Raw genomic sequence first — 19082 nt, forward strand, 5'->3', positions numbered from 1 at the left:
TCAGAGCCCGAGTTCGTCTTCGAACTCGTCGATTTCGTCCTGGGACAGGCCTCCGAGGGACAGGTCGGAGGGGGTGTGGCCGCCGGCGCCCGGTCCCGCGGCGTGCGTGACGACGGCTTCCAGTGCGCGGAACCAGGTCTGTGCCAGATCCCGTACGTCGTCCTCGTGGAACAGCTCCTGCGGCCAGGACCAATCGGCGGTCAGCGCCGGGCCGTCCGGGCCGTCCACCGCTGCGGATGTGAGGAGAAGCGCGTACCTGAGCGCCATGCCCCGGTCACTGCCGCCGCTCACACCGCTGTCGGCCTCCGGCGCGGGAGCCCACGAGGTCGCCGTCCCCGTGCCGCCCTTTTCGTCGGCGAGTTCGAAGCGGCCGAGGTAGTTGAAGCTGATCTGGGGGGTGGGGAGGGTGGCGAGGGTGGCTGCTGTCTGCTGGTTGAGGTGGCGCAGCAGTCCGTAGCCGGCGCCGTTGTCGGGGAGGGCGCGGAGTTGTTCCTTGATGGTTTTGACGGCGTTGCCGAGGGTGGGGCCGCCGGCCCAGATGTCGGGCCAGTCATGTTCGCTCACGCCGGGGTCGAGGTTGACGGGGAAGATGCTGGTGAACCAGCCGATGGTGCGGGAGATGTCGGCACCGGGGACGAGTTCTTCGCGTCCGTGGCCTTCGAGGTCGATGAGGGTGGGGGTGTGGTGCTGGCCGTGGCGGTGGCGCCAGTTGGCGACGGCGAGGGCGAAGGCGGTCAGGAGGATGTCGTTGACGCCGGCGTGGAAGACCGCGGGGACACTCGTCAGCAGCGGGTCGGTGATGTGGGTGGGGAGTTCGAAGGAGAGGCTGCGCGAGGTGGTGGCGGTGTCGCGGTGGGGGTCGAGGGGGCGGTTGCCGAGGAGCGGGTCGTCGGTGCCGAGCATGGAGGTCCAGACATCGAGCTCGGCGACACGGGCCTTCGAGGACGCTGCTTCCACCAGACCCTGGGCCCAAGCACGGAACGACGTCCCGGCCCGCCCGAAGTCCGCCGGCCGACCGGCCTCGGCCGCCGCGTGGGCCGTGGCGAAGTCGGGGAGGAGGATGCGCCAGGAGACTCCGTCGATGACCAGGTGGTGGGCCATGAGGAGGAGACGCCCGGTGGTGCCTTCGCCGGCGTCGAACCAGACCGCCTGCAGCATGACGCCGCCGTCGGGGTCGAGTGCGGCCTGGGCGGGACGGGTCTCCTCGGCCATGAGGGCGCGCAGGTCATCGCCGTGGACACCGGTGGTGTCGACGCGGCGAAGAATGCCTGCGGCCTTGACGGCCCCCTTGGACCGCACGGTGAGCGCCCACGGCTCTCCCTCGGTCCGGGTGGTGCGCAGGCGCAGGATGTCGTGATGGTCGAGGACGGTCTGCAGGGCGGTGGTGAGGGTGTCCAGGGTGGCGGTGGCCGGGGCCTGGACGACCATGGCCTGGTGGAAACCGTCGACGGGTCCGCCGGTCTCGGCCAGCCAGTGGATGATCGGTGTCGCGGGCAGCTCACCGATGCCCGCGTCCGGGTCCTCCGGTACCGCTTCGGTGACTCCGTCGACGGCTTGAGCCACGATGGCCAGCGCCTCGACCGTGCGGTGTCGGAAGACATCGCGCGGGGTGAGGACGAGGCCGGCGGTACGGGCGCGGCTGACGAGCTGGATGGAGACGATGCTGTCGCCGCCGAGCTCGAAGAAGCTGTCGTCGATGCCGATGGTGTCGAGGCCGAGGACATCGGCGAAGAGGGTGCAGAGCAGTTCTTCGCGTGCGTCGCGCGGGGCACGCCCAGTGACGCGTTCACTGAAGTCGGGGGCGGGCAGGGCCTTGCGGTCGAGCTTGCCGTTGGCGGTCAGCGGCAGCGTGTCCAGGGTGACGAAGGCGGACGGGACCATGTACTCGGGCAGGACACCCGCGACGTGGGTGCGCAGGATGTCAGTGTCGAGACCCTTGTCGTCGGCGGGCACGGCATAGGCCACGAGGCGGTCGTCGCGGACGATGACGGTGGCCTGGGCGACGGTGTCGTGGGTGGTGAGGGCGTTCTCGATCTCGCCGAGTTCGATGCGGAAGCCACGGAGCTTGACCTGGTCGTCGGCGCGGCCCTGGTATTCGAGCACCCCGTCGGCGGTCCAGCGGGCGATGTCGCCGGTGCGGTACATGCGTTCGCCGGTGGTGCTGTAGGGGTCGGCGGTGAAGCGCTCGGCGGTCAGGCCGGGGCGGCCGGTGTAGCCGTGGGCGAGCTGGATGCCCGCGAGGTACAACTCGCCGGGGACGCCGATGGGTGCGGGGCGCAGGGCGGCGTCCAGGACGTAGGTGCGGGTGTTCCAGATGGGCCGGCCGATCGGCACCGACGCGCTGTGCGTGCCGGGGGTGCAGGCGTGTGCGGTGACGTCGACGGAGGCTTCGGTGGGGCCGTAGAGGTTGTGCAGCTCCACACCCGGCAGAAGGGCATGGAAGCGCTGGACGGCATCGGCGGGCAATGCCTCGCCCGAGCAGATGACCCGGCGCAGTCCGGTGCAGTGACCGGCGGCGGGGTCGGCGAGGAACGCCTGGAGCATCGACGGCACGAAGTGCACCGTCGTGATGTTCTCGTCCTGGATCAGGCGTGCCATGTAGGCGGGGTCCTTGTGCCCCTCCGGACGCGCCAGCACCAGCGTGGCGCCGGTGCGCAGGGCCCAGAAGAACTCCCATACCGAGACGTCGAACCCGGACGGGGTCTTCTGCAGCACCCGGTCGCTCGCGTCGAGCCCGTAGGTGTCCTGCATCCACTCCAGCCGGTTGTGAATGCCTTCATGCCCGACGACGACACCCTTCGGGCGCCCCGTCGAACCTGAGGTGAAGATGACATACGCCGCCGCGTTGTCCGGCAACACCCGCTCGGGTGCGGTGTCCGGGTGCTCCGCCGCCACACCCGCGGGCGTGTCCAGCAGCAGCACCGGCACATCACCCTCGGGCAGTCGGCCGGCGACAGCGGTCGTGGTCAGGACGAGCGCCGGCTTGGCGTCCTCGAGAATCCAGCCGATGCGCTCGGCCGGGTAGTCCGGGTCGACCGGCACATACGCCGCACCCGCCTTCACCACCGCGTACAGCGCGACCATCAGCTCCAGCGACCGAGGTGCGGCCACGGCGACGAAGTCACCGCCTGCCACCCCCCGCGCCACCAGCTCATGCGCAAGCCGGTTCGCCCGGGCGTCCAACTCCGCATACGACAGGCACGCGCCCTCGAACACCACAGCCGTGGCATCCGGCGTCCGCGCCACCTGCGCCTCGAACACCCCCGGCAACGTCCCTGCCGCCACCTCACACCCGGTCGCGTTCCACTCCTCCACGACCAACCCGCGCTCAGCGGATGGGAGAAGCTCCGCCCGGCCCGTCGGCAACTCGGCCTTGTCGGCCAGCGTGGCCAGCAGCTGCCTGAGTTGCTCGCCGATCACGGCCACTCGCTCGGCGTCGATGACGTCGGGACGGTAGTCCAGGCGCAGGTGGAACGAGGTGTCGTCCTGGGAGGCGATGAGGCTGAGCGGGTAGTGAGTGGCGTCCCGGCTGGTGCCGGAAACGATGTTCAGTCCCTTGCTGTCCTGCTCCAGCGAGTCGTCGTCGATCGGGTAGTTCTCGAAGACGACGAGGGTGTCGAAGAGTTCGCTGTGTCCGGTCAGCCGCTGTACGTCGTTGAGCCCGATGTGGTGATGGGGCAGCAGGTTCGTCTGCTGTTCCTGCACGCGGTTCACGAGGCTGCCCAGGGCATCGGCGGGATCGATCCGGACGCGCACGGGGAGGGTGTTGATGAACAGGCCGACCATGGACTCGATGCCCGGGATGTCCGCGGGGCGGCCCGAGACCGTGGCGCCGAACACCACGTCGTCCCGTCCGGTCAGATGGCTGAGCAGCAGTGCCCATGCCGTTTGCACGATGGTGTTCGTCGTGACGCCGAGCCGACGGGCCTGCGCGAGCAGCTCGGCCGTCTCGTCCGCCTTCAGCTCGACCACCAGCCGCTCCGGGAGCGCGGACTCCTGGCCCTCGGTGGGGCCGGCCAGCAGTGTCGGCTCCTCCAGGCCGTCGAACTCACGGGCCCAGGCGGCTTCGGCTTCCGTGCGGTCCTGCTCGGTGAGCCAGGCGAGATAGTCGCGGTAGGGGGTCACCCGCGGCAGGCCCGAGTCGTCGCCGCTCGTGTTGTACAGCGCGAACAGCTCGTCCACCAGGATCGGCGTCGACCAACCGTCGAGGAGGATGTGGTGGTTGGTCACCAGGAGACGGTGACGGTCCTGCCCCGTGGTGAACAGGATGAAGCGCATCAGCGGCGGAGCCGTCAGGTCGAAGCGCCGGACGCGGTCCTCGGACGCGAGCCGGGAGAGCTCCGCCTGAAGGTCCGCTTCGGGGAGACCGCTCAGGTCCACGTCGGTCCACGGCAGCTCCACCCGCTGGGAGACCACCTGTACCGGATCGCCGTTCTCGCGGGTGTGGAACCCGGCCCGCAGATTGGCATGCCGGGCGAGCAGTTTGGCGGCTGCCTTCTTCATCGCCTCGACGTTCAGGTCGCCTTCGAAGTCAAAGGCCATCTGCACGGAGTAGACGTCGGACCCCTCCGTGTCGTACAGCGCATGGAAGAGCAGTCCCTGCTGAAGCGGCGCCAGCGGGAGGACATCGGCCAACTGAGACTGCTTTGCCCGCAGCCCGTCGAGCTCACCCTGCGTGAGGTTCACCAGGGGGAAGTCGGAGGGGGTGTGGCCGCCGGCGCCCGGTCCCGCGGCGTGCGTGACGATGGCTTCGAGTGCGCGGAACCAGGTCTGTGCCAGATCCCGTACGTCGTCCTCGTCGAGCAGGTCCTGCGGCCAGGACCAGCCTGCGACCAGGGAGGAGCCGCCTTCGGCTGTGTCGGCCGTCAGGGCGCTCACCTCAAGCGCATGAGTGATCCTGCCCTTCGGGTCCCGGCCGTTGCCCACGTCGGTGTTGGAGGACAGCTCCCAGTCGGAGGCCTCCGCCTTTTCGTCGGCGAGTTCGAAGCGGCCGAGGTAGTTGAAGCTGATCTGGGGGGTGGGGAGGGTGGCGAGGGTGGCTGCTGTCTGCTGGTTGAGGTGGCGCAGCAGTCCGTAGCCGGCGCCGTTGTCGGGGAGGGCGCGGAGTTGTTCCTTGATGGTTTTGATGGCGTTGCCGAGGGTGGGGCCGCCGGCCCAGATGTCGGGCCAGTCGTGTTCGCTCACGCCGGGGTCGAGGTTGACGGGGAAGATGCTGGTGAACCAGCCGATGGTGCGGGAGATGTCGGCACCGGGCACGAGTTCTTCGCGTCCGTGGCCTTCGAGGTCGATGAGGGTGGGGGTGTGGTGCTGGCCGTGGCGGTGGCGCCAGTTGGCGACGGCGAGGGCGAAGGCGGTCAGGAGGATGTCGTTGACGCCGGCGTGGAAGACCGCGGGGACGGTGGTGAGTAGCGGGTCGGTGATGTGGGTGGGGAGTTCAAGGGAGAGGCTGCGGGAGGTGGTGGCGGTGTCGCGGTGGGGGTCGAGGGGGCGGTTGCCGAGGAGCGGGTCGTCGGTGCCGAGCATGGAGGTCCAGATATCGAGCTCGGCGACACGGGCCTTCGAGGACGCTGCTTCCACCAGGCCCTGAGCCCAAGCACGGAACGACGTTCCCACTGGCGGGAGTTCGATGTCGTCGCCGCTGCTGAGAGCCTGATAGGCGGTGGCGAGGTCGGGGAGGAGGATGCGCCAGGAGACTCCGTCGATCACCAGGTGGTGGGCCATGAGAAGCAGACGCCCGGTGGTGCCTTCGCCCGCGTCGAACCAGACCGCCTGCAGCATGACGCCGTTGTCGGGGTCGAGCGCGTCCTGAGCGGTCCGGGCCTCGTCGGCCATGAGGGTGCGCAGGTCGTCGCCGTGCACGCCCTTGGCGTCGACGCGGCGAAGAAGGCTTGCGGCCTTGACTGCTCCCTTGGGCCGGATCGTGAGGGCCCAGTCGGTGCCTTCGGTCCGGGTGGTGCGCAGTCGCAGGATGTCGTGATGGTCGAGGACGGACTGGAGTGTGGCGGTGAGGGTGTCCAGGGTGGCGGTGGCCGGGGCCTGGACGACCATGGCCTGGTTGTAGCCGTCGACGGGTCCGCCGATCTCGGCGGTCCAGTGGATGATCGGTGTCGCGGGCAGCTCACCGATGCCCGCGTCCGGGTCCTGCGGCGCGGCGTCTGCCTCGCCGTCGGCGGCCTGTGCCACCACGGCCAGTGCCTCGACCGTGCGGTGCTGGAAGACGTCGCGCGGGGTGAGGACGAGGCCGGCGGTACGGGCGCGGCTGACGAGCTGGATGGAGACGATGCTGTCGCCGCCGAGCTCGAAGAAGCTGTCGTCGATGCCGACCGTGTCGAGCCCGAGGACCTCCGCGAACAGACCGCAGAGCAGCTCCTCGCGGGCGTCGCGCGGGCCGCGGCCGGTGACGTGCTCGCTGAAGTCGGGGGCGGGCAGGGCCTTGCGGTCCAGCTTCCCGTTCGCCGTCAGCGGCAGCGTGTCCAGGGTGACGAACGCGGCCGGGACCATGTACTCCGGCAGGACCTCCGTCACATGGGCGCGCAGCCCGTCAGTGTCGATGCTCCGGCCGGTGGCCGGCACGACATAGGCGACGAGCCGCTTGTTGCCCGGCTGGTCCTCGCGGACGACGACGGTGGCCTGGGCGACCGTGTCGTAGGAGGACAGCGCCGCTTCGATCTCGCCGAGTTCGATGCGGAAGCCACGGATCTTGACCTGGTCGTCCGCGCGGCCGTGGTACTCGAGCTCGCCGTCACCCGTCCATCGCACGACGTCGCCGGTGCGGTACATCCGGGCGCCCGGCGCACCGAACGGGCAGGCGACGAACCGCTCGGAGGACAGCCCGGGGCGGCCCAAATAGCCACGGGCCAGGCCGTCGCCCGCGACGTACAGCTCGCCGGGGACACCGGGCGGAACCGGACGCAGCCCCGCGTCCAGGACGTAGACCCGGAGGTCCGGGATCGCCTCACCGATCACGCTGCCACTGAGGGCGGCCGCACCGCGGCGGTCGAGGGCCCGGTAGGTGACATGCACGGTGGTTTCCGTGATGCCGTACATGTTGACGAGGGTCGGGGCGGTGTCCGGGTGGATCTCGTACCAGTCCTCCAGGCGCCGCAGATCGAGGGCCTCGCCGCCGAAGACGACCGTACGCAGGGCGAGTTCGCCAGCCGCGCCGGGGTTCTCGCGCTCCTCCTGGATGAGCCGGTAGAAGGCGGACGGGGTCTGGTTGAGGACCGTCACCCCCTGGTCCGCGAGCAGGGCACGGAACTCCTGCGTGGAGCGACTGGTCGTGTAGGGGACCATGACGAGCCGGCCGCCGTACAGCAGCGGGCCCCAGATCTCCCAGACGGAGAAGTCGAAGGCGTAGGAGTGGAACATCGTCCAGACGTCCTCGGTGCCGAAGCCGAACCAGTGCTCGGTCGAGGCGAAGAGACGCGTGACGTTCTGGTGCGGGATCATCACACCCTTGGGGCGGCCGGTGGATCCCGAGGTGTAGATGACGTACGCCGGGTGCCACGGCGAGAGCGGGGTGATCCGCTCGGCGTCGGTGACCGGCTCGGCGGACTGCCGGGCAAGTTCGGCCACGACGGCCGGGTCGTCGAGGACCAGGCGTGCCGTGGTGTCCGCCGCCGCGGTGTCGAGGACGGCCACGGCCTCCGTGGACGACAGCACCAGCGCCGGGCGGGCGTCCTGGAGCATGTACGCGATGCGGTCGGCCGGGTAGTCCGGGTCGACCGGGAGGTAACCGGCGCCCGCCTTCAGCACGGCGAGCAGGGCGACGATCATCTGCTCGGTACGGGGCAGGGCCAGGGCCACCAACTGCTCCGGGCCCACGCCCCGCTCGATGAGGTGGCGGGCCAGGCGGTTCGCGCCGGCGTCCAGCTCCGCGTAGGTCAGGCTCGTCCCGTCGCCGGTGACCGCGACGGACTGCGGTGTCCGCGCGGCCTGGGCCTCGAACAGCGCCACCAGCGTCGCTTCGGGCGCCGACCCCGCCTCGGGGTTCCAGGCGACGAGGATCCGCTCGCGCTCCTCCTCCGACAGCACCTCCACCGCACTCACCGGGGCGTCCGGGTCACCCAGCACGCCGTCCAGCAGCCGTGCCCAGCGGTCCACGATGCCCTGGGCGGTGTCCGCGTCGAACAGGTCGGTGGCGAATTCGATGCCACCGCCGATGCCCGCCGGAGCCCCGTCGGGGCCGAAGCGCTCGACGAGCTGGAACGACAGGTCGAACTTCGCGACGTCCAGCGCCACCCCGTAGGGCGTCACCTCCGTGCCGGGGATCTCGGCCCGCGCGGCGGCGTTGTTCTCGAACGACAACATGACCTGGAAGAGGGGGTGCCGGGCCAGGGAGCGCTCCGGGCTGAGGTCGTCGACCAGCCGCTCGAAGGGGACGTCCTGGTTGGCATAGGCGGCGAGGTCGGTTTCCTTCACGCGCTGGACGAGTTCGGCGAAGGTGGGGTTGCCGGAGAGGTCGGTGCGCAGGACGAGGGTGTTGACGAAGAAGCCGACGAGGTCGTCGAGTGCTTCGTCGGTGCGTCCGGCGATGACGCTGCCGATCGGGATGTCCTCACCGGCACCCAGCTTGCCGAGCAGCGCCGCGACCGCGGCCTGCACCACCATGAACACACTCGCGCCGTGGGCATGGGCGATGTCCACGATCCGCTGGTGGACGTCGGCCGGCAGCTCCAGGGGGAGGGTGCGGCCCCGGTTGGTGGCGACGGCGGGCCGCGGCCGGTCGGTGGGGAGCTGGAGCTCTTCGGGGATGCCGGAGAGGGTGGTGCGCCAGAAGTCCAGCTGGCTGTTCATGACGCTCTGCGGGTCGTTCTCGTCGCCGAGTACGTCGCGCTGCCAGAGGGTGTAGTCGGCGTACTGGACCGGCAGCGGCTGCCACGTCGGAGCCGTACCGGCCAGGCGCGCCCGGTACGCGTCGGACAGATCACGGGAGAGGGGAGCCATCGACCAGCCGTCGCCCGCGATGTGGTGGACGACCAGCAGGAGTACGTGATCGTCGGCGGACACACGGAACAGGTGTGCTCGGACAGGCAGTTCGCGTGCGAGGTCGAAGCCCTGCTGCGACGCGGTCTCGACGTGCCCGGCGAGGGAATCGGCCGTCACGTCGGTGACGACGAGCTCGGGTACGGCCCGGTCACCGGTCAGGACCTCCTGGCGGGGCCGGCCGTCGGTGTCGGGGAAGACGGTCCGCAGGCTCTCGTGCCGGGTGACCACGTCGGTGACGGCCGAACGCAGGGCGGTGGTGTCCAGGGAGCCCTGAAGGCGGACCGAGAGGGGGAGGTTGTAGGTGGCGTTGGGGCCTTCGAGCCGGTTGAGGAACCACAGGCGGCGCTGGGCCGCGGACAGCGGGATCTCCTCCGGCCGTTCCATGGTGCTCAAGGCCTGACGCGAGGCACCGGCCGAGTCCACCTTGCTCGCCAGCCCCGCGACCGTGGGCTCGTCGAAGACCGCGCGCACCGGGAGTTCCACACCGAGTTCGGTGCGGATGCGGCTGATGAGGCGGGTGGCGAGGAGGGAGTGGCCGCCGAGGTTGAAGAAGCTGTCGTCGATGCCGATGGTGTCGAGGCCGAGGACGTCGGCGAAGAGGGTGCAGAGCAGTTCTTCGCGTGCGTTGCGGGGTGCGCGGCTGTTTGCCTGTGCGGTGAAGTCGGGGGCGGGCAGGGCCTTGCGGTCGAGCTTGCCGTTGGCGGTCAGGGGGAGTTCGGTGAGGGTAACGAAGGCGGACGGGACCATGTACTCGGGCAGGACACCCGCGACGTGGGTGCGCAGGATGTCAGTGTCGAGACCCTTGTCGTCGGCGGGCACGGCATAGGCCACGAGGCGGTCGTCGCGGACGATGACGGTGGCTTGGGCGACCGTGTCGTGCGACGTCAGCGTGTGCTCGATCTCGCCGAGTTCGATGCGGAAGCCACGGAGCTTGACCTGGTCATCGGCGCGGCCCTGGTATTCGAGGGTGCCGTCGGCGGTCCAGCGGGCGATGTCGCCGGTGCGGTACATGCGTTCGCCGGTGGTGCTGTAGGGGTCGGCGGTGAAGCGCTCGGCGGTCAGGCCGGGGCGGCCGGTGTAGCCGTGGGCGAGCTGGATACCGGCGAGGTAGAGCTCACCAGGGACGCCGATCGGTGCGGGGCGCAGGGCGGCGTCCAGGACGTAGGTGCGGGTGTTCCAGATGGGCCGGCCGATCGGCACGCTCGCGGTCTGCGCGTCCGGGGTGCAGGCATGTGCGGTGACATCGACGGAGGCTTCGGTGGGCCCGTAGAGGTTGTGCAGCTCCACACCCGGCAGAAGGGCATGGAAGCGCTGGACGGCATCGACAGGCAGGGCCTCGCCCGAGCAGATCACCCGGCGCAGCCCGGTGCAGTGACCGGCGGCGGGGTCGGCGAGGAACGCCTGCAGCATCGACGGCACGAAGTGCACCGTCGTGATGTTCTCGTCCTGGATCAGGCGCGCCATGTAGGCGGGGTCCTTGTGCCCCTCCGGACGCGCCAGCACCAGCGTCGCGCCGGTGCGCAGGGCCCAGAAGAACTCCCACACCGACACATCGAAACCGGACGGAGTCTTCTGCAACACCCGGTCCGAAGCATCCAACCCGTAGGTGTCCTGCATCCACTCCAACCGGTTGTGAATGCCCTCATGCCCGACGACGACACCCTTCGGGCGCCCCGTCGAACCCGACGTAAAGATGACATACGCCGCCGCGTTCTCCGGCAACACCCGCACGGGGGCCGTGTCCGGGTGCTCCGCCGCCACACCCGCAGGCGTGTCCAGCAGCAGCGCCGGGACTCCGCTGGCCGGCAGACTGTCGGCAACAGCGGTCGTCGTCAGGACCAGCGCCGGCTTGGCGTCCTCGAGAATCCAGCCGATCCGCTCGGCCGGGTAGTCCGGGTCGACCGGCACATACGCCGCACCCGCCTTCACCACCGCATACAGCGCGACCATCAACTCCAGCGACCGAGGCGCCGCAACGGCGACGAAGTCACCACTGGCCACCCCCCGCGCCACCAACTCATGCGCAAGCCGGTTCGCCCGAGCGTCCAACTCCCCGTACGTCAGCGACTCGCCCTCGAACACCACAGCCGTCGCATCCGGCGTCCGCGCCACCTGCGCCTCGAACACCCCCGGCAACGTCCCTGCCGCCACCTCACTCCCGGTCGCGTTCCAACCCTCCACGACCAACCCGCGCTCAGCAGCGGACTGCACCTCCACCGCACCGATCGACACACCCGGATCAGCCGCGACCGCCTCCAGCAGTCGCACCAACCCCTCCGCCAACCGACGCGCCGAACCCTCATCGAACAGGTCCCGCGCGAACTCCAGACGACCCGCAATACCGGCGGGGTTGTTCCGCTCGTCCAGGGTCTCGACGAGCTCGAAGGTCAGGTCGAACCTCGCGTCGTGCAGCGGAACCACATGGTCGGTGGCGCTGACACCGTTGAGGTCCAGCGTGGTGGCGGGGTTGTTGTGCAGCGACAGGAAGACCTGGAAGAGGGGGTGGCGGGCCAGGGACCGGGTGGGGTTGAGGATCTCCACGAGACGCTCGAACGACAGGTCCTGGTGGGCGTAGGCCGCGAGATCCGTCTCCCGGACCCGGCCCAGCAGTTCCCGGAACGTCGGGTCCCCCGACGTGTCCGTACGCAGCACCAGCGTGTTGACGAAGAACCCGACCAGGTCGTCCAGCGCCGCGTCCGTACGTCCCGCGATCGGCGAGCCGACGGGGATGTCCGTGCCCGCCCCGTAACGGGTCAGCAGCGCCGCCACACCCGCCTGGAGCACCATGAAGAGGCTGCTGCCGTTCTCCTGGGACAGGGTGAGCAGCCGCTGGTGCGTGGCCGCGTCCAGCACGACGGGTACGTCGGCCGCACGCCGGGTCGGCTGGGCCGGCCTCGGCCGGTCGGTCGGGAGAGCCAGTTCCTCGGGGGAGCCCGCGAGGTTCGCCCGCCAGTACGCGACCTGCTGCGCCATCGTGCTGGCGGGGTCGGACTCGTCGCCCAGCACCTCCCGCTGCCACAGGGTGTAGTCGGCGTACTGCACCGGCAGCGGCTGCCACGTCGGCGCCGCACCCTCGCAGCGGGCGACGTAGGCGGTGGACAGGTCGCGCGCGAGGGGAGTCATCGACCACCCGTCGCCGGCGATGTGATGCATGGACACCAGCAGGACGTGACTGTCGGGTGCCGTCCGGAACAACCGTGCCCGGATCGGTATCCGTGTGGCGAGGTCGAATCGGGTGGCGGCCTCCTCGGCGAGGGCCTGGGCCAGGTCCTCCTCGGTGACCACCGTGGTGGGCAGCTCCAGCCGTGCGTCGGAGGCGGGCAGGATCTCCTGGCGCGGGAGTCCGTCGGTCTCGGGGAAGACGGTGCGCAGGCTCTCGTGACGTGCGATCACGTCATTGAGGGCGAGCTCCATCGCCTTCACGTCCAAGGCACCGGAGAGCCGGAGCGCCGTCGGCATGTTGTAGTTGCCGCCGGTGTCCTCCAGCCGGTTGAGGAACCACAGCCGGTTCTGGGAGGCGGAGAGCGGAATCCCGGCCGGGCGCTCCATGGCGCTCAGCGGCCTGCGGGCAGCGCCGGCGGAACCGAACAGTGCGGCGATCCCCGCCACGGTCGGTGCCTGGAACAGGCTGCGTACCGACAGCTCGACCCCGAGTTCGGCACGGATCCGGCTGACGAGGCGGGTGGCGGTCAGCGAGTGGCCGCCCAGGTTGAAGAAGCTGTCGTCGATCCCGATCCGCTCCAGGCCGAGGACGTCCGCGAAGAGCGCGCACAGGGCTTTCTCGCGCTCGTCGCGCGGGGCGCGGCCGGTGACCTGGTGGGCGAAATCGGGTGCGGGCAGGGCCCGCTGGTCGAGCTTGCCGTTGGCGGTCAGCGGGAGGGCGTCGAGGGTGACGAAGGCGGCGGGGACCATGTACTCGGGCAGCAGGCCCGTGAGGTGGTCACGGAGCGCGTCGGGGTCGATGTTCCCGTCGGTGGCCGGAACGGCATACGCGACCAGGCGCTTGTCGCCGGGCCGGTCCTCACGGACGACGACCGCCGCCCGGGCGACGGCCCGGTGGGAGGAGAGCGCGGTCTCGATCTCGCCGATCTCGATCCGGAAGCCGCGGATCTTCACCTGGTCGTCCGCGCGGCCGAGGTAGTCCAGCCGGCCGTCCGCGGTCCAGCGCACCAGGTCGCCGGAGCGGTACATCCGCTCACCCGGAGCACCGAACGGATCGGCGATGAACGAGCCGGCCGTCAGGCCCGGACGGTCCAGATAGCCGCGGGCAAGGCTGGGGCCCGCGATGTAGAGCTCACCCGTCACACCGGGCGGCAGCAGCCGCAGGTGGGAGTCGAGGACATAGGCCCGGGTGTTCCGCAGCGGGCGTCCGATCAGAGGCCGCGGGCTGTCCGCGAGCCTGCACTGGATCGCGTCCACGGTGGTCTCGGTGGGCCCGTACTGGTTGTACGTCATGGTGTCCGGCAGCTGCCGCAGCTCCTGCCACAGCGCCTCACCGGTCGCCTCGCCGCCGATCTGCAGCAGACGGGGCCGGTGCTGGGTGTTCCGCATGAGTCCGGCGGCCAGCAGGTGCTGGAGGTGCGTCGGTGTGATGTCGACGACGTCGACGCGCGCCTCGGCGATGTAGCGGGTCAGCCGCTCGGCATCGCGCCGTACCTCGTCACCGATGACGTGCAGTTCATGGCCGGCCAGCATCCACATCAGACCATCGACGGACGCGTCGAAGGTGAACGCGCTGATCAGTGCGGTTCTCATCCGCTGTCCGCCCGTGGCCGTCGCCTCCGGAGCGAAGATGCCGGCCTGGTGGCTGTGGAAGAGCTGCACACCATTGCGATGGGGGATCACGACGCCCTTGGGGCGGCCGGTGGAGCCCGAGGTGTAGATGACGTAGGCCGGGTGCCAGGGCGAGAGGGCCGTCGTGCGGTCCTCGTCGGTGACGGCCTCGTCGGACTGCCGGGAGATGTCGTCCGACACCGCCGGGGAGTCGAGCACCAGGCGGGATTCGCCCTGCGGTGCCACGGAGTCGAGTGCCGAAGAGGTCTCGACGGTCGACAGCACGACAACCGGCCGTGCGTCCTGAAGCAGGTACGTGATCCGCTCCGCCGGGTACTCCGGGTCCACCGCGAGGTAGCCGCCGCCGGCCTTGAGAACGGCCAGCAGCGATACGACCATGTGCTCGGTGCGCGGCAGGACCAGGGCCACCAGTCGCTCGGGCCCCACTCCCCGCGAGATCAGGTGCCGGGCCAGCCGGTTCGCCCGCGCGTCCAGCTCCGCGTACGACAGCCCGGTCTCGCCGAAACGCACCGCGATCGCGTCCGGCGTACGTGCGGCCTGTGCCTCGAAGAGGTCCACCATCGTCGCCTCGGGCACCGGCGCCGCGGCGGGGCTCCACTCGGTGAGCAGACGCTCCCGTTCCTCCGGCCCCAGCAGTTCGAGCCGTCCCACCGGGGTGGTGTCCCCTCCGGCGATCTGCTCCAGCAGTCGAAGGACCCGGTCCAGGACGGACTCGGCGGTGGCACGGTCGAACACACCGGCCTGGTACTCCAACCGCAGGTGCAGTCGCTCACCGGGGACCGCGGTGAGCACCGCCGCGTAGTGCGTGGCGTCGCGACCGTCGAAGCCCGTGATCCGCAGGCCCTCGCCGGGGAGCGCCAGGTCGGCCGTGTCGACCGGGTAGTTCTCCACCACGACGCAGGTGTCGAACAGGTCGCCCACACCGGCCAGTTGCTGCAGCTCGGTCAGGCCGACGTGATGGTAGGGCGTGAGGGCGGCCTGCTCGCTCTGCAGCCGGTCGACGAGGGCGCCGAACGTCTCGGCGGGGTCGAGGGTGACGCGTACCGGAACGGTGTTGATGAAGAGGCCGACCATCGACTCGATGCCGGGGAGGTGCGGAGGACGGCCGGAGACGACCGAGCCGAGAACGACGTCGTCCCGTCCGGTGAGCTGGCCGAGCGCGATGGCCCACGTGGCCTGCAGAAGGGTGTTGAGGGTGCGGCCGCCCGACCTTGCCTGGCCCGCGAGTGCCTCGGTGAGGGAGACGGGCAGATCGACGGAGACCAGCTCCGGGAAGTCGTGACCGCGGCCCCGCTCGACGGGGGCGAGCAGGCTCGGCTCCTCCAGGCCGCCGAGCGCCTTCGACCAGGCCGTCCGGGCGGCTGCCGGGTCCTGCTTGGTCAGCCAGGTGAGGTAGTCGCGGTACGGGGTCACCCGGGGCAGCCCACCCGGATAGCCCTGCGTGCCGTAGAGCTCGAACAGCTCGCGCAGCAGGACGGGCATCGACCAGCCGTCGAGGAGGATGTGGTGGTTGGAGATGACCAGTCGGAACCGGTCGGGAGCCATGGTGACGAGGGTGAACCGGATCAGCGGCGGCTTGGTGAGGTCGAAGCGCCGGGCGCGGTCCGCGGCCAGCCAGCGCTCCCACTCGGCCTCGCGCTCGCCCTCCGGCAGCAGGCTGAGATCCGTCCGGTCCCAGGGCAGTTCCACCTCACGGGGAATCAGCTGCACCGGCTCGTCGAACTTCTCGTGAAGGAACGCCGCCCGGAGGTTGGCGTGCCGGCGCAGCAGGGCCGCCGCGGCCAGTCGCATCGAGTCGGCATGCAGCGGGCCCTCGATTTCGAGCACCAGCTGAACGGCGTAGATATCGGCCGACTCCTCGTCGTACACCGCGTGGAACAACAGGCCCTGCTGCAGCGGCGACAGTGGAAGAATGTCCTCGACCCCACGGCTATTCACGTGAATTACTCCCACTCCATATACGCACCGGCTGTTCGCGCCCAGATGGATAACAGCGCATTACAGAGGTCACTCAACAGTCGGCCCGAGTAGGGGGGCAACGACGACTGCAACAAGCTGCCAGATCGTGGAGAGCGGGAGCCGCAGCCCCTGGTGGGGACAGCAGTTGGCTGTCATGGTGTCGCTGCGCGGGCGCCTTGTTCGGTACGGTCCCAAGGACGCGGTTGCCCGGTGCAAGGGCCGGACGGTGTCTTTCATGGCAGGACGACGGAGCATGCCGGAAATCCCGTTGGCGACGTACTCGGTTTCCGGTATGAACAGTGAAAAGGGATACGCATGCGGGTTCCGGCTGGTGATCTGGTATTCGATGTCGAGGTGTCAGGACCCGAGGACGGAGAACCGGTCCTGCTCCTGCACGGATTCCCGCAGAGTCGACGTGCCTGGGACCAGGTGGCGCCGGCTCTCCACGCCGCGGGCCTGCGGACCATCGCGCCCGATCAGCGTGGCTACTCCGACGGCGCCCGGCCGGTGGGCGCGGACTCGTACGCGCTGCCGCTGCTTGCCGGTGACGCGGTGGGCATCCTGGACGCCCTCGGTGTCGAGTCCGCCCATGTGGTGGGCCACGACTGGGGGTCGGTCGTCGCCTGGTACCTGGCCGCGCGCCACACCGGCCGGGTACGCACCCTGACCGCGATCTCCTTTCCGCACCTGGAGGCGTATTGGTATGCGCTGCGCCACGATCCGCAGCAACGCCAACTCTCCCAGTACATCGCCTACTTCGTGTCGCCCGACAGCACGGCCGGGTTGCTCGCGGACGGCGCGGAGCCGCTCCGGTCCCTGTTCGGCGACGACGTCGCCCCCGACCAGGTGAAGCACTACCTCGACCTGCACACCCGGCCCGGAGTGCTGGACGCGACGCTGAACTGGTACCGCTCCGGCAGCCTGCTCGCCGAGCACGAGGGCCTGGGACCGGTCCCGGTGCCGACCACATACATATCCAGTGACGGCGACCGGGCGGCGAGCCGGGTCGCGGTGGACCGGACGGCGGAGCACGTGACCGGCCCCTACCGCTTCGTGCTCCTGGAAGGCGTCACGCACTGGCAGCCGGAACAGGCGCCGCAGCGCATCACCGACGAGATCCTGCGGCGGGTGAACCAGTGCCCGGGCCGTTGAGCCCCGGCCCGCGGCGGATCGTCGGGCCGGCCGTCCGGCGTGCGGAGGACCGCCCGGCCGCGGGCCTCCGCCATTTGGGGGAGCGGAGTCGTGCCCGTGCATGATCCCGCCCCCTCGCGGACCGGAAATACTGAGGACATGGCAATCAACACGGCGCGTCCGGCAGCGGTGATCAAGGCGACCAGGACGGCCAAGGCGGTCAGGTCGACGGAGCGGCCCGTCCCGCGCTGGGCGGAGATCGTCGCCCACGCCATCCCGCTGCTGGCCCTGCCGGTGTGCATCTGGCGACTGCCCATCGGATTCGGATTCCGAATGGGGATGGACGTGCCCCCCGCGCCGCAGCCGTTATGGGTGACCATTCCCTACGTCTTCGCGCTCAGCCTGCTGTCCGAGGCGTTCGCCTTGTTGTGCTCCGGCCTGGTGCGTTGGTGGGGCGAGACCGTGCCCGCATGGGTGCCCGTGTTCCGCGGCAGGCGCATCCCGCCCTTCCTGGTGATCGTGCCCGCGGCCCTCGCCGGTCTCTTCTTCACGGCGTTGTCGGTCGACTGGCTGCTCTGCATGTTCGAGATCGCCGGGTTCTCGGATGTCCCTTACACCAACGGATGGTGGGCCGCGCTGGCGGGAACGGTCAGCGGCTTGTTCACCCTGTGGGGGCCGCTGGTGCTCGCCCTGACATACGGCTACTACCGGCGCCGCTGCCGGCCGGAGGACTGAACGGTCCGCCGGGCTCTGCCGCCCTCGCCCTCAGTGAAGCCCCGCAACGTCCGTTGCCGGGGCTTCCGTTGTATATCGCCCCGCCTGCTTCGCCTTTGTCCCGCGCGTCCCAGCACGGACACCGGCGAAAGCGCAAGACCGGTCCGATGGCAGCAACCTGTCACCGTTGTTGTTCCGGCCCAGGGGCATTGGACATCCTCGAAAAGCCTCAGATTCTCCTCATTCCTTGCCCAAAGGGGTTCAGCCATGGCCGAGAAGGCTGTGTTCGATCCGTCGATACGCACGGCGGCCGGGGACTTCCGATGACCCGCAACGGCACGTCGTTCGCCCGGACGGCCCGTGCCGCCCGCGCCTTTGATGCCGCCCGCGCCGTCCGCGCGGTCGTCACCGGCCGGGGCCGCGAAGCCGGTGCGGCCGCCCACCGCGGCGCCCCGAAGTTCCGGTTCCGTCTCGACGACCCGGCCGCCGAGGCACGGCTGCGCGCCACCCTGGAAGAGGTGGAGAAGCGGCTCCAGGACACCGCGACCGACGCCGTCGACCCCCGGGTCGCCGAGCTCACCGGGCACGTCACCGCGGCCGGCGGAAAGCGGATGAGGCCCCTGCTGGTGCTGCTCGCCGGCGAGTTCGGCGAGCCGTGGCGGGAGGGGGTCGCGCAGGCCGCGGTCATCGTGGAGCTGGTGCACGTCGCCTCGCTCTACCACGACGACGTGATGGACGAGGCGAGCACCCGGCACGGCGTGCCCAGCGCCAACGTCCGCTGGGGCAACCGGCAGACCGTCCGCGGTGGCGACTGGCTGCTCGCCCGCGCAGCGCGGCTCGCCGCCGACCTCGGCCCCGAGGCCGTGCGCCTCAACGCCGAGACCGCGAGCAGGCTCGTCGACGGGCAGGTGCGCGAACTGGTCGGCCCCGCGACCGGCCAGGACCCCGTCGAGCACTACTTCCAGGTCGCCGCCGGCAAGACCGCGTCGCTGCTGACCATGGCGCTGAGCATCGGCGCCCGGCAGGCCGGCGCCCCGGAGCCGTACGCGGACGCCCTGGGCGCGTACGGCGCCTACCTCGGCGCCGCCTTCCAGATCGCCGACGACCTGCTGGACCTCTCCGGGGCGGCCGACCAGACCGGCAAGGAACAGGGCAAGGACCTGCTGGCCGGGGTGCCGAGCCTGCCCGTGATCCTCGCCCGAGCGGACCACGGCCCGCAGGGCGCCGAACTGCGCGGGCTGCTCGCGGACGGTCCGATCCAGGATCCAGTGGCGCACCACCGCGCCCTGGAACTCTTTCCCCGTTCACCGGCCTTCGCCGAGGCCGAGGCCATCATGCGCGACCGTCTCGCCCGCGCCCGTGCCGCGCTCTCGGTACTGCCGTCGATACCCGCGCGCACCGCCCTCGAAGCCCTCTGCGACTTCGTGGCCGACCGGACCGGCTGACCGCCGGATCCGCAGCAGAAAGGAGCCGGCCGTGCCGCAGCAGGCCGCACA

The 19082-nt window shown here is 70.4% G+C and carries 4 protein-coding genes; 3 read left to right on the forward strand and 1 reads right to left on the reverse strand.

Annotated elements, in window-relative coordinates:
* Positions 1-15720, reverse strand: a complete 15720-nt coding sequence (locus JO379_RS26795) for a non-ribosomal peptide synthase/polyketide synthase (RefSeq protein ID WP_209517323.1) — start codon at positions 15718-15720, stop codon at positions 1-3.
* A 375-nt stretch (positions 15721-16095) separates the two neighbouring features.
* Between JO379_RS26795 and JO379_RS26800 the strand changes: the two genes are divergently transcribed.
* The 3 genes from JO379_RS26800 (at position 16096) to JO379_RS26810 (ending at position 19031) form a co-directional block, all read left to right on the forward strand.
* On the forward strand, positions 16096-16893 hold the full coding sequence (locus tag JO379_RS26800; protein ID WP_307842148.1) for an alpha/beta fold hydrolase: 798 nt from the start codon (positions 16096-16098) through the stop codon (positions 16891-16893).
* A 138-nt stretch (positions 16894-17031) separates the two neighbouring features.
* On the forward strand, positions 17032-17607 hold the full coding sequence (locus JO379_RS26805; RefSeq protein ID WP_242626419.1) for a hypothetical protein: 576 nt from the start codon (positions 17032-17034) through the stop codon (positions 17605-17607).
* Between the two features lie 302 nt (positions 17608-17909).
* Positions 17910-19031, forward strand: coding sequence for a polyprenyl synthetase family protein (locus JO379_RS26810; RefSeq protein ID WP_130881586.1), 1122 nt, complete (start codon positions 17910-17912; stop codon positions 19029-19031).
* Positions 19032-19082: the final 51 nt, after the last annotated feature.

Source organism: Streptomyces syringium, from assembly GCF_017876625.1.
Lineage (GTDB): Bacteria > Actinomycetota > Actinomycetes > Streptomycetales > Streptomycetaceae > Streptomyces > Streptomyces syringius.

What these genes read in the sequence shown, in the direction of transcription:
- JO379_RS26805 (WP_242626419.1), top strand. Translation starts at nt 17,032, where the DNA reads ATGGCAATCAACACGGCGCGTCCGGCAGCGGTGATCAAGGCGACCAGG.
- JO379_RS26810 (WP_130881586.1), top strand. Translation starts at nt 17,910, where the DNA reads ATGACCCGCAACGGCACGTCGTTCGCCCGGACGGCCCGTGCCGCCCGC.